A 12,937-nucleotide genomic window follows, 5' to 3' on the forward strand; every position below is an offset into this window, starting at 1 on the left:
ACTCATCGTGCATAATGGGCCTTGGCCTCATAGAGGGTTTCGACGGAGATGTCGCACACGCCTTTGTGCGCGGCATAAAGTTCAGTGTTGCGCTTGGCCTTGCCCCGCACGAAGAACGGGATCTTGCGCAATTCGCGCTCGGCCTCGGGCCGCCAGCGGATTTCGCCGCGGGCCTGGGCATCGACTACCGGCGAGGGCGCTGCCGGGGTGTCGGAGGTCGCCGCAGGGGCCGTTTCGGCCGGGGCAACAGGGGTTTCTTCGCGCGCCACAGCCTTGCCGCCATGATGGCTGGCCCCGGCCGCGTCGTGGAATTCGAAATCTTCGCGGAACATCGTCAGCAGGTGTTCCTCAAGGCCCATCACCAGCGGATGCACCCAGGTGTCGAAAAGGACGTTCGCGCCTTCAAAGCCCATCTGCGGGGCATAGCGGGCGGGGAAGTCCTGCACATGGACGGGCGCCGAGATCACCGCGCAGGGCAGGCCCAGCTTTTTCGCAATGTTGCGCTCCATCTGCGTGCCAAGGATCAGTTCCGGTGCGGCGGCCTCGATGGCCTTTTCCACTTCCAGATAATCGTCGGTGACGAGCGCTTCGAGCCCGTATTCGGCGGCAGCCGTGCGCAGGGGCCGCGCCATCTCGCGGTTGTAGCAGCCCATGCCGACGACTTCGAAGCCGATTTCCTTCGCGGCGATCCGCGCGGCGGCGATCACATGGGTGCCGTCGCCGAAGATGAAGACGCGTTTGCCGGTCAGATAGGTACTGTCGACCGAGGCAGACCACCAGGGTTGCCGCAGCGTCGATTCGTCGGTGACGACGGGCAGGCCGGTGATTTGGCTCACTTCCGCCAGGAAATCACGGGTGGCGCCGACGCCGATCGGCACGACCTTGGTGAAGGGCTGCTTGCAGGCGCGTTCCAGATGCCGCGCCGCCGATTCCCCGGTTTCGGGATACATCAGCACGTTGAAATGCGCCTGACCGAGCTTGCGCAGATCATCGGGGCTGGCGCCCAAGGGCGCGCAGACATTGACCTTGATCCCCATCGTTGCGAGCAGTTTCGTCACCTCGGCCACGTCGTCGCGATGCCGGAAGCCAAGCGCGGTCGCGCCGAGCAGGTTGCAGGTCACCTCGGGCGTGCGCTCCATCGGCACGGCAAGCGCGCGGACCAGCGCGCGGAAGGTCTCGTCCGCGCCGTAGTTTTCCTTGCGCGAATAGCTCGGCAGTTCCAGCGGCACGACCGGGATGGGCAGGTTCAGCGCGCGGGAAATCCCGTTCGGATCGTCTTGCAAAAGTTCCGCCGTGCAGGTCAGCGCGACGGCCATCGCCTGCGGCTTGTAGCGCGCATGGGCCGCCGCCAGCGCGTCCTTCAGCAAGATCGCGGTGTCAGTCCCCATATGCGAGGCTTCGAAGGTGGAAAAGCTCACCGGCGGGCGGGCATTGCGGCGCTCGATCATCGTGAAGAGAAGATCGGCGTAAGTGTCGCCCTGTGGCCCGTGCAGCACCAGCTGCAGGTCCTTCATTGCCGTGGCAACACGCATCGCGCCGACATGCGGCGGGCCCTCATAGGTCCAGAGCGTCAGCTTCATGCCGCGCCTCCGTTCAGCAATGCACGACGGCGCAACGGGCGCGAGAACAACCCGGCCAGATCCCCCGCCTGCTCGTAGAAATGCACCGGCGTGAACACCAGTTCGATTGCCCACTTCGTCGCATGACCCTTGGCCTCGAGCGGGTTCGCCAGCCCCAGACCGCAAACGGTCAGATCGGGGTTGATCGCCTCGTGCCGGTCCAGCTGGGCTTCCAGATCCTGCCCCTCGGTCAGGGCGGTGTTCGAGGGCAGCAGCGCCAAGTCAGGCGCCATGATCGCCTTGTGCAGGAAGGGGGTGGCGATCTCGGTCGTCTTCATGCCGCATTCACGCGCCAGAAACCGCGCCAGCGGAATTTCCAGCTGGCTGTCGGGGAACATGAAAAGCGACTTGCCGGAAAGCGTCTCAAGATGCGCGGCGATCGCCTTTTTCGCCCGGGCCCGGGGCGCGGCGGTGACGGCTTCGAACTTTTCGGCCGAAACGCCATAGGCATCGGCCACGGCCCTGAGCCACAGCGTCGTGCCTTCCTCGCCAAAGGGGAAGGGGGCAGAGATCCGCTTTGCCCCGCGCCGTTCCAGCGCGCCCGAGGTCTCGCCCAGGAAGGGCTGCGCCAGAATGAACCGGGTGTTCGGCCCCACGGCAGGCTCGATGTCCGAGCGCCGCGCGGGCAGCATCCGCACCGGGCCGACGCCCAGCTGGGTCAGAAGCGACAGGCACTGATCCTCGACCACATCGGGCAGGGCGCCGACGACGACCAGCTCGGCCGCATCGGTCGCGTCCAGCGTCGGCACCATCGCGGCCAGGCAGGTGTCCTCGCCTTGCGTGAAGGTCGTATCCAGGCCCGAGCCGGTGTAGCTGTACACCCGCACATGCGGCGCATGCAGGCCCGACAGCCGTTCGGCCGCGCGGTCCAGATCCAGCTTGAGCACTTCGGAGGGGCAGGAGCCCACAAGGAACAGCTGCCGGATATCGGGGCGACGCTCCAGCAGCTTCGCCACCTCGCGGTCAAGCTCCTTGTGCGCATCGGCGAGACCCGCCAGATCCTGCTCTTCCAGAACTGCGGTGCCGAAACGCGGCTCGGCAAAGATCATCACGCCCGCGGCGGCCTGCAGCAGATGCGCGCAAGTGCGCGAGCCCACGACCAGAAAGAAGGCGTCCTGCATCTTGCGGTGCAGCCAGACGATCGAGGTCAGGCCGCAAAACACGGCTTTCTGGCCACGCTCGCGCCGCACCGGAGAATCGGTGCAGCCGAAAGTCGGCGAATCGAGGCTCATCGCGTCCCCCGTTCCATCACCAGGGAGCCGGCGTCTTCGGAAGCTGCCTGAAGCCGCGCCTGACGCAGTTTCCACAGGAACTGTCCGGCGTTGATGACATAGGTTGCATAGGCGGCCAGCGCGATGAACATCTGCAGCTCATGCGGTTGGCCGGTGAAAAGCGCCCAGAGATAGGCCGTGTGCAGCGCGATCACCCCGAAGGAAAACACGTCCTCCCAGAAGAAGGCGGGGGCGAAAAGATACTGCCCGAACACGACTTTTTCCCAGATCGCTCCGGTCACCATGATCGTGTAAAGCAAAAGCGTCTTGATCAGGATCGAGATCGTCGCAGCCTCGTAACCCTCTCCGGTGAAAAGGAATCTCACCACGAGCACGAGCGAGATACCGAAGACCAGGAACTGCAGCGGTGCCAGGATGGCCTGCACCACGGTCCACGGAGTAGCGTCCCTGCGGGCGCGTTCTTCCTCGGTGTAGAGTGCTTTTCGCGACGGGTTTTGGGGGGAGTTTGGCATAGTGGCAGCCAGCCTTTCTTCGTGAGCGCACTCTGCCGTGAAACTGGGCTTGTCACGAGAAAGTGTCAATGAAAACTTACACTCAGGGGCGGGACGAAACGCCGCTGCCCTTGCGCGCAAGGGCGCCTTGATGCAACGGCCTGCCCCCGGCTAAACCGCGGTCACGACTCGTGCGGGCAGAAACCGGGCGGGGCGGGATGCGCCTTTTCTCAACTTGGCCCGTGCCTTGCGCCGCGACGATGGAGCCATCGCCGATCCGGCCGATGCGGGGGCGGGAAAGGCGTGTTGATGTGTAATAGATGTGGGTTTATTGACCCATGTCATGTTCCGCGCGTCAAGGATGAGGAATGATCCTTCGCGACATTGGGTTTCGGGGACTCGAATGCGGGATATAAGTGTTGAACTCGAGCATGGCGCGACGGGATGCCTTGACGGTTTCGTCGGCCTTGCTCTCGAAGCGATCGGGCGGCTTGTCGCACGGCGCATGAACGGAGTGGCGGAACTGCAGACCGTGCTTGTGAACAGGATGGTCGAGCTGGCAACGGGACCGGAGCTTGGCGCGATGGACCTGCTGTTCGACGAATTCCGTGCCGCACATGTCCCGGTCGAGGAGATGGCCCCCCATTACATCCCCGAGGCGGCCCGCCAGATCGGCGCCGCCTGGGACAGCGACCGGATCGGCTTCGCGCAGGTGACGATCGCGATCTCGCGGCTGCAGGAATTGCTGCATGCGCTGCAGACGAGGGTCACGGCCGACTCGGTTGGTTGCGCTAACGGGGCGACCGTCCTTGTGGTTGTGCCGCCGGGGGAGCAGCACACGCTTGGCGCGCTCATCGTGGCGATGGAACTTCGTCGCAGGGGGGTGTCGGTGCGGATGCTGTTCGCGCCGGGGTTGAGTGATCTGTCGCGTTTGATGGCGACAACCCGGTTTGATGCGGCTTTGATCACTGTTGGCAGCATGGACAGGGTTGAAATCTGCGCCAAACTTGTCAAAACCCTGTCCAGCCTGACGAAGGGGCGGATGCGGGTTGCGATCGGTGGCGCCATCGTGTCGCAACGCGCCGAAGCACTCGCAAGAACCGGGGCGGATCTGGTGACGAACGATCTTTCGCTCGTCATTTCGGAATTTTCTCTGGTATGACTGAAAACGGTTGTGGGTCGAGGATGACGAGGGAAGGCTGACGAAGAGACACGGGTTGTGGAAAGGTTGCGGCCGTGACATCTGATGGAAGCTTCTTGATGCGACGGGAGGCCTTGCAAAGGGTCTCTCCCGACCTGTTGGCTGACATCGTGACGTCGGCCTGCGACATTGCCCTGGTGGTCTCCCCCGGGCGTGTCGTCGAATCGGTGATGGTCAGCCCGCAGTTCGGATCCGCGGAACGGTTCGCGGTCTGGCAGGGGGCGCGGCTCTCGCAGCTCTTCAGTCCGGAAAGCGCGCAGAAGCTGGAAAACCGGCTCGCCGACGGGCCGGAACCCGGCCGCTCGCTGCAGCTTGAGCTGACCCATTCCGCCGAGGCCTTCACCCTGCCGGTGCGTTACACCATCACCCGTTCGGGCGAGGACGGAACGCTGCTGCTGATCGGGCGCGACATGCAACCGCTCGCCGAGCTGCAGCAGCAGCTGGTCAAGGCGCAGCTGGCGCTGGAACGCGATTACGAGGCGCAGCGCGAGATCGAGACCCGGTATCGCGTGCTGCTCGAGGCGCATCCGGCGCCGCTTCTGATCGTGTCGATGTCGACCGGGCGGATTGCCGATCTGAACCTGGCCGCGGCCGAGATGATCGGCGCCACCCGCGCGGAACTGATCGACGCGCCGGTGGGGCAGGAGCTGGACGGGCGCCGCCGCGGCGAATTCCTGGAAAACCTGGCCAAGCTGGCGGGCTCGGACCCGCTGGGCGGGGTCGAGTTGACGGTCCGCCGCTCGCGCCGCAAGGTGACGGTGACGGCGACGCTCTTTCGCGCCGCGGGCGACCGGCTGCTTTTGTGCCGTCTGGGCGAGGCCGAGGCCCGGCGCACGCGTGTCGACGACACGGTCGAGCTGAGCGAACGGCTCTTCCTCAAGGGCATCGATGCGATGGTGTTTCTGGATGCCGAGGGCACGATCCGGGCGGCGAACGATGCCTTCCTGTATCTGACCGATGCGGGCTCGGCGGCGCTGGTGCAGGGGCGGTCCTTTGCCGATTTCCTGTCGCGCGGGGCCATCGACCTCAACGTGCTTTTGGACAACGTCAAGCGCATCGGCCATCTGCGCCATTACGTGACGCGGCTGAACACCGATTTCTCGGGGCAGGTCACGGTCGAGCTGTCGGCGACGCTGTTCCGTGACCGGGCGACGCCGACGATCGCGCTGGTCATTCGCGACAGCAATCTGGCCGATGCGACGCGGATCATGCCGGGGATGGCCAGCAACGAGGGGCTGCGCAACGTGATGCAGATGGTCGGCTATGCGACGCTGCGCGACATCGTCTCGGAAACCACCGAGATCATCGAGAAGATGTGCATCGAGACGGCGCTTGAGCTGACCGGCAACAACCGGGTGGCTGCGGCCGAGCTTCTGTCGCTGTCGCGGCAGTCGCTTTACGTGAAGCTGCGCAAGTTCGGGCTTTTGTCGAAGGACGCGGAATGACACCCCGGCCGGTTTGACCGAGGCCATCGCCGAGGTCATGCGGATCAGAAGTCCCGTGACCGCCGGGGGCCCAAAGGCCCTCGGCCTGCGCCTGCCATCGGCGGGCGCATTCGCGCCGCCGGGGCTGGGCGCAGGCCTTTGTCGTGCCTGGGGAAGCGGTCTTGCGACGGCCGAAGCGTGACGGGCGGGGAAACGCGTTGCGTTTCCTGTTCCGCCCAAGGCGTCAGGCCCGCCATGGCCGAAATCCCTCATGCCTGATTCATCTTTGCAATTCCGCGCCGCCGCAAGCGCCGCTGCGGCCGCTTTCCGGCCCCGGTGTTCCCGCTTTCCCCCCGCCTTTTCCCGGCTGCGCCACCCCGTCGCAGGCCCCCCTGCCCCTGCCGGGGGGCTCAAGCAGAATCAAGGGATATCAAAAGCTTGCGAGCGCGACTTGCGCTCCGCGACAGGGGTGCGGCAATTTTCTGCATTTGACCTGTGCGATTTAATGTGGTTGGGATGCATGTCAACTGAGGTTTACACCTACGCCCTGGAGGGTCAGCCATGCGCATCCTTTTCGTCCACCCCAATTACCACTCCGGCGGGGCCGAGATCGCGGGGAACTGGCCCCCGTCGTGGGTCCCCTATCTTGCGGGTCACCTGAAAAAAGCGGGTTTTGACGACATCCATTTCATCGATGCGATGACGCTCAACGTCTCGCATGACGAGCTGCGCAAGAAATTCGCCGAGCTGCAACCCGACATCATCGGCGTGACCTCGATCACCCCCTCGATCTACGAGGCGGAAGAGACGCTGAAGATCGCCAAGGAAGTCGTGCCGAATGCGGTGCGCATGCTGGGTGGCGTGCATGCGACCTTCATGTTCCGTCAGGTGCTCTCGGAGGCGCCCTGGGTCGACGTGATCGTGCGCGGCGAGGGCGAAGAGATCATGGTCGAGCTGGCCAAATGCGTCTCCGAAGGCCGCTGGCCGGAAGACCGCGCCTCGATCAAGGGTCTGGCCTATCATGACGGCACCGAGATCGTCGCGACGCAAGCCGCGCCGACCGTCAAGGACATCGACAGCCTGAAGCCCGACTGGTCGCTGATCGACTGGAAACACTATATCTATATCCCGCTGGGCGTGCGCGTGGCGATCCCGAACATGGCGCGGGGCTGCCCCTTCACCTGCTCGTTCTGCTCGCAATGGAAATTCTGGCGCGATTACCGCGTCCGCTCGCCCAAGGCCGTGGTGGACGAGATCGAAGATCTGGTGAACAACTACGACGTGGGCTTCTTCATCCTTGCCGACGAAGAACCGACGATCAACAAGAAGAAATTCGTCGAATTCTGCCAGGAGATGATCGACCGCGGTCTGAACCACAAGGTCAAATGGGGCATCAACACCCGCGTGACCGACATCTACCGCGACCGCGACCTGCTCAAGTTCTACCGCGAAGCCGGTCTGGTGCATATTTCGCTCGGCACCGAAGCCGCGGCGCAGCTGAAGCTGGACCTGTTCAACAAGGAAACCACGGTCGCCGAGAACAAGGAGGCGATCCGCCTTCTGCGCGAAGCCGACATCTTCACCGAAGCGCAGTTCATCGTCGGTCTCGACAACGAGACCAAGGACACGCTGGAAGAAACCTTCCAGATGGCCTGGGACTGGCAGCCGGATCTGGCGAACTGGTCGATGTATACGCCCTGGCCGTTCACGCCGCTGTTCCAGGAGCTGCGCGATCAGGTCGAGGTCTTCGACTTCTCGAAATACAACTTCGTGACCCCGATCATGAAGCCGAAGGCGCTGACCCGCGGCGAGCTGCTCGATGGCGTGATGAAGAACTACCGCCGCTTCTACATGCGCAAGGCGCTGTTCCACTATCCGTGGCGCGGCACCGGCTTCCGCCGCCGTTATCTGCTCGGCTGCCTCAAGGCCTTCCTCAAGGCCGGGGTGGGGCGCACCTTCTATGACCTCGGCAAGGCCGGCTATTGGGGCCCGCAAACCAAGGACACGGTCGATTTCCACTTCGACGAGACCCGCAAGATCGCCGAAGCGCAGGTCGCCGACTGGGAAGCCGCCGCCGACCGGTCGCGCAAGCACAAGGAACGGCAGGAAGCGCTGCGCGCCCAGATGAAGGACCGCGCCGCCGACCGCAACACCGCGAACTTCGTGATGCCCGCGGATGCGGAAGACGAGTTCGACCTCTCGGCCGAGACGCACGAGGCGCGCAGCGCCGAACATGCGGCGATGGCCTGCGGGGGCGGCAAGGACCAGATGGTCGACGCCGCGGAATAAGAAGGAGTGACGGCCATGAGCGGTGCCGCGCCTGCGCCGCAAGATGACGAGCCCCGGATCGGGCCGAATGCCATCTTGCAAACGATCGGCGTGCTCGACCGCCACCTTGGCCGTGCCGAGCGTGACCGGGTGATGCGGCTGGCGGGCGTGCCCGTCCCGCCGCCTGACTCGGGGATGCTGCCGGAAAGCCAGTGCCGCGCCGTGCATCAGGCGCTGCGCGTCGATCAGGGCGAAGCCGCCGAGGGCCTGTTGTGGCTCTCGGGGCTGGCCACCGGCGACTATATCCTGGCGAACCGTATCCCCGGCTTCGCCAAGGCGATCATCCGCGTGCTGCCCGGGTTTCTGGGCGCACGCCTTCTGGCGGCGGCGATCACCAAACACGCTTGGACCTTTGTGGGGTCGGGGCGGTTCCGGGTCGAAAGCTTCCGCCCGCTGACCTTCCGCATCGATGACAATCCGCTGCGCGCCGACGCAGCCGAACGCCCTTCGTGCTTCTGGCATGCAGCGGTGTTCGAACGGCTTTTCGGCAGGCTCGTCTGGCCCGAGGTGACGGTGGAGGAAATCTCCTGCGCCTCGGTCAGCGGGGGCCCGTGCCTTTTTGTCCTGCATCCGCAGGGCAAGAAAACGGCTATGCCCAGCTCTGTCCACTCCGGCTGAGGCCCCTTCGGGCCTTGCCCCGCAACTTCCGGTGACCTGACCCCATGAGCGCCCAAGACCTTTCGCCCAGCCGCCGCAGCATCCCCGAACCGCGGGCGATGCTGGAACTGATCAAGCCGGTGACCTGGTTCCCGCCGATGTGGGCCTATCTGTGCGGCGCGGTGTCGTCGAACGTGCCGATCTGGGACAACAAAGGCGTCGTCGTGCTGGGCATCGTGCTGGCCGGTCCGATCGTCTGCGGCATGTCCCAGGCGGCGAATGACTGGTGCGACCGCCATGTCGACGCGATCAACGAGCCGCACCGGCCGATCCCCTCGGGGCGCATTCCGGGCCTCTGGGGGCTTTATATCGCCATCGCCATGTCGCTTCTGTCGCTGGTCGTCGGTTGGCAGCTGGGCAGCTGGGGCTTTGTGGCGACGCTTCTGGGCGTTGCGGCCGCCTGGGCCTATTCGGTGGAACCGATCCGGTTGAAACGCTCGGGCTGGTGGGGGCCGGGGCTGGTGGGTCTGGCCTATGAGGGCCTGCCCTGGATCACCGGCGCCGCCGTGCTGCTGGCCACCGCCGACAGCGCCCCGGGCTTTCCCATCGTGATGATGGCGACGCTTTACGCGCTTGGCGCGCATGGCATCATGACGATCAACGATTTCAAGGCGATCGAGGGCGACCGCAAGCTGGGCATCAAGTCGCTGCCCGCCGTCTACGGCCCCGAGGTCGCGGCGAAGATCGCCTGCACGGTGATGGGGCTGGCGCAGTCGCTGGTCATCACCATGCTCTATCTGTTCTCGAAACCCTTTCACGCCACCGCCGTTCTGGTCCTGCTCTTTGGCCAGTTCTGGGCGATGTCGGTCTGGATGCGCGACCCCGAGGGCAAGGCGCCCTGGTATAACGGCACCGGCGTGGTGATGTATGTCTCGGGCATGATGATCACCGCCTTCGCACTGCGGGGCTTCACGGTATGACTTTGGGCTGGCTCCAGATTTTCCGGCTGGGGCTGGTGCAGCTGTGCATCGGCGCGGTGGTGGTGCTGACCACCTCGACGCTGAACCGGCTGATGGTCGTGGAACTGGCGCTGCCCGCGGTGCTGCCCGGCGCTTTGGTGGCGCTGCATTACGGGCTGCAGATCGCCCGTCCCGCCTGGGGGCTGCGCTCCGATACCAAGGGCAACCGCACCTTCTTTGTCATCCTCGGCATGGCGGTTCTTGCGCTTGGCGCCTTTCTGGCCGCGCTCGCCGTCGTGCTCTTCCCGCTCTCCTGGGGGCAGGCGCTTTTGCTCTCGGTCTTCGCTTATGTGTTGATCGGCTTTGGCGTTGGCGCCTCGGGCACCTCGCTGCTGGCGCTGCTCGCCTCGGCGACCGAGCCGCGCCGCCGCGCCGCCGCAGCCACGATCACCTGGCTTTTGATGATCTTCGGCATCGCCGTCACCGCGGGCACGGTCGGGCATTTCCTCGACCCCTATTCCCCCGCCCGCCTGTTGTGGATTGTCGGCATCGTCACCCTTGGCGCCGTCGTGCTGACGACGCTCGCCGTCTGGGGGATCGAACGTCGGCTGGCCCATCCGGTGCCCGCCGACACCCCGCCGCGGCTGCTCGAGGGGCTGCGCGAGATCTGGGCCGAACCGCAGGCCCGCGCCTTCACCTTTTTCCTGTTCCTGTCGATGACCGCCTATTTCCTGCAGGAACTGATCCTTGAACCCTATGCGGGGCTTGTCTTCGGCTTCACCGCCGGGGAGACGACCAAGCTTTCGGGGATGCAGAACGGCGGCGTGTTCTTCGGCATGCTGACGGTGGGCCTTGCGCTTTCGGGGCTGAAGATCGGCTCCTTGCGCGGCTGGGTGGTGACGGGCTGCCTTGGGTCGTCCGTCGCGCTTGCCGCAATCGTCGTGCTCGGCCATCTGCCCGGCGCGGCGCTGGTTCCGGCGGTGATCGGGCTTGGCTTTTTCAACGGTATCTTCGCCGTCGCCGCTATCGGCGCGATGATGGCGCTGGCGGGCGAGGGCCGGTCTTCGCGCGAGGGCACGCGGATGGGTCTTTGGGGCGCGGCGCAGGCGATCGCGGCGGGCTTCGGCGGCCTGCTGGGGGCGGGCGCGGCCGATCTGATGCGGCTCTTTCTGCCCGATGCCACGGCATTCGGGCTGGTTTTCGGGGCGCAGGCGCTCCTTTTCATCGTCGCGGCCGTGATGGCGACCGGAGTGGTCGCCGCACGGGGCGCGGCACGGGTTCCCACGGTCATGGCGGGTGAATGAGATGCAATATGATGCTTTCGTTGTCGGGGGCGGTCCTGCGGGATCGACGGCGGCATGGGATATGGCCCGCGCGGGTCTCAAGGTGGCCCTGCTGGACCGCGCAGGGCGCATCAAGCCCTGCGGCGGCGCGATCCCGCCGCGGCTGATCCGCGATTTCGACATTCCCGATCACCTCTTGGTGGCCAAGATCACCTCGGCGCGGATGATCTCGCCCACGGGCCGCTTCGTCGACATCCCGATCGAGAACGGCTTCGTCGGCATGGTCGACCGCGAGGATTACGACGAATGGCTGCGCGAACGCGCAGGCAAGGCGGGCGCGGAGCGGATCACCGGCACTTGGCTGCGGATCGAGCGCGACAGCGGCAAGACCGTCGTCGTCTGGCGCGACAAGGTCACGGGCGAGGAAATGAAGGCCGAGACCCGGGTGGTGATCGGGGCGGACGGGGCAAATTCGCAGGTGCGCAACGAAGTGCCCGCGACGAAAATTCCGCTGGTTTTCGCCTATCACGAGATCATCAAGGCGCCGACGACGGTGGCGAATTACGACCCGACGCGCTGCGACGTCTATTATGACGGCCGCATCAGCCCGGATTTCTACGGCTGGGTCTTCCCGCATGGCAAGACCGCCTCGATCGGCATGGGCACGGAACTGCCCGATGTCAGCCTGAAGGATTGCACGACGCTGCTGCGGCAGATGTCGGGGCTCGACAAGGAAGAGACGATCCGCAAGGAGGGCGCGCCGATCCCGCTGCAACCGCTCGATGTCTGGGACAATGGCCGCGACGTGGTGCTTTCGGGCGATGCCGCGGGCGTCGTGGCGCCCTCCTCGGGCGAGGGGATCTATTACGCCCATGCCGGTGGCCGCTACGCCGCCGAGGCCGCGATGGCCTTCCTGAAATCGGGCAAGCCCGCCGATCTGAAACGCGCGCGGGCGGGTTTCATGAAAGAGCACGGCACGGTCTTCAAGGTGCTGCGGATGATGCAGGACAAGTATTACCACTCCGACGACCGGCGCGAACGTTTCGTCTCGCTCTGCCATGACGTCGATGTGCAGCGCATGACGTTCGAAAGCTACATGAACAAGAAGATGACGAAGTTCCAGCCGATGAAGAACCTGAAGATCGGCTTCAAGAACTTGGCGCATCTCTCCGGCCTCGTGCCGCCGCAATGGACCTGACCATGGCTCAGGATATGATCCCCGCCTGGGTGGATGGCGTGCTGCAACCCGTCGAGAAGCTGGAGGCCCACCGCAAGGGCCTGCGGCATCTGGCGATTTCGGTTTTCGTGACGCGCGGCAACAAGGTGCTGCTGCAACAACGCGCGCTGTCGAAATATCACACGCCGGGGCTTTGGGCGAACACCTGCTGCACCCATCCCTATTGGGGCGAGGATGCGCCGACCTGCGCCGCCCGCCGTCTGGGGCAGGAGCTGGGCATCGTCGGGCTGAAGCTGCGCCACATGGGGCAGCTCGAATACCGCGCCGATGTGAACAACGGCATGATCGAGCATGAGGTGGTGGAGGTCTTCACCGCCGAGGCGCCCGAGGGGATCGAGCCGCAGCCCGATCCCGAGGAAGTGGCCGATACCGAATGGGTGCGCATTGATGCGCTGCGCTCGGAGATCCACGCCAATCCCGAACGCTTCACGCCCTGGCTGAAGATCTATATCGAGCAGCACCGCGACATGATCTTTCCGCCGGTGACGGCCTGAGATTTCGCCCGGGGCGCTTGCGCCCCGGGCGACCCGCCGGGGGCTCCGCCCCCGGACCCCCGAGATATTTGG

General features: G+C 65.1%; 11 protein-coding genes. 8 read left to right on the forward strand and 3 right to left on the reverse strand.

The window, feature by feature from the left end:
• Positions 1 to 2 precede the first annotated feature (2 nt).
• The 3 genes from bchB to bchF are packed head-to-tail and all read right to left on the reverse strand — an operon-like array spanning position 3 to position 3,363.
• On the reverse strand, positions 3 to 1,580 hold the full coding sequence (gene bchB / locus LY44_RS06925; protein WP_055209588.1) for a ferredoxin:protochlorophyllide reductase (ATP-dependent) subunit B: 1,578 nt from the start codon (positions 1,578 to 1,580) through the stop codon (positions 3 to 5).
• Entirely contained in the window at positions 1,577 to 2,851 is a 1,275-nt protein-coding gene (locus tag LY44_RS06930; RefSeq protein ID WP_055209587.1) for a ferredoxin:protochlorophyllide reductase (ATP-dependent) subunit N, read from the reverse strand. The genes bchB and LY44_RS06930 overlap by 4 nt, the downstream gene beginning before the upstream one ends.
• The gene (gene bchF / locus LY44_RS06935; RefSeq protein ID WP_055209586.1) at positions 2,848 to 3,363 is read right to left on the reverse strand and encodes a 2-vinyl bacteriochlorophyllide hydratase; all 516 of its coding nucleotides are present in this window, start codon (positions 3,361 to 3,363) and stop codon (positions 2,848 to 2,850) included. Before bchF ends, LY44_RS06930 begins: the two co-directional genes overlap by 4 nt.
• Before the next feature lie 310 nt (positions 3,364 to 3,673).
• On the opposite strand from bchF, the gene LY44_RS06940 reads away from it, so the two are divergent.
• From LY44_RS06940 to idi, 8 genes are all read left to right on the forward strand, one after another.
• Positions 3,674 to 4,504, forward strand: a complete 831-nt coding sequence (locus LY44_RS06940) for a cobalamin B12-binding domain-containing protein (protein WP_139182396.1) — start codon at positions 3,674 to 3,676, stop codon at positions 4,502 to 4,504.
• Between the two features lie 98 nt (positions 4,505 to 4,602).
• Positions 4,603 to 5,988: a transcriptional regulator PpsR gene (gene ppsR / locus LY44_RS06945; protein ID WP_081024434.1), complete on the forward strand. Its 1,386-nt coding sequence runs from the start codon at positions 4,603 to 4,605 to the stop codon at positions 5,986 to 5,988.
• A gap of 540 nt (positions 5,989 to 6,528) precedes the next feature.
• Positions 6,529 to 8,256: a magnesium-protoporphyrin IX monomethyl ester anaerobic oxidative cyclase gene (bchE, locus tag LY44_RS06950; protein WP_055209583.1), complete on the forward strand. Its 1,728-nt coding sequence runs from the start codon at positions 6,529 to 6,531 to the stop codon at positions 8,254 to 8,256.
• Between the two features lie 15 nt (positions 8,257 to 8,271).
• Positions 8,272 to 8,913: a bacteriochlorophyll 4-vinyl reductase gene (gene bchJ, locus LY44_RS06955; protein WP_055209582.1), complete on the forward strand. Its 642-nt coding sequence runs from the start codon at positions 8,272 to 8,274 to the stop codon at positions 8,911 to 8,913.
• A 44-nt stretch (positions 8,914 to 8,957) separates the two neighbouring features.
• A complete protein-coding gene (chlG, locus tag LY44_RS06960) occupies positions 8,958 to 9,872 on the forward strand; it encodes a chlorophyll synthase ChlG (protein ID WP_055209581.1) in 915 nt (304 codons plus the stop codon).
• Positions 9,869 to 11,155: a BCD family MFS transporter gene (locus LY44_RS06965; protein WP_055209580.1), complete on the forward strand. Its 1,287-nt coding sequence runs from the start codon at positions 9,869 to 9,871 to the stop codon at positions 11,153 to 11,155. The genes chlG and LY44_RS06965 overlap by 4 nt, the downstream gene beginning before the upstream one ends.
• 1 nt (position 11,156) lies before the next feature.
• Entirely contained in the window at positions 11,157 to 12,332 is a 1,176-nt protein-coding gene (locus LY44_RS06970) for a geranylgeranyl diphosphate reductase (protein WP_055209579.1), read from the forward strand.
• Positions 12,323 to 12,865 (forward strand): isopentenyl-diphosphate Delta-isomerase, encoded by a 543-nt coding sequence (gene idi, locus LY44_RS06975; RefSeq protein ID WP_055209578.1) that lies wholly within the window; start codon positions 12,323 to 12,325, stop codon positions 12,863 to 12,865. The genes LY44_RS06970 and idi overlap by 10 nt, the downstream gene beginning before the upstream one ends.
• Positions 12,866 to 12,937 lie beyond the last annotated feature (72 nt).

The sequence above is a fragment of the Rhodobacter capsulatus genome, assembly GCF_003254295.1.
Lineage (GTDB): Bacteria > Pseudomonadota > Alphaproteobacteria > Rhodobacterales > Rhodobacteraceae > Rhodobacter > Rhodobacter capsulatus.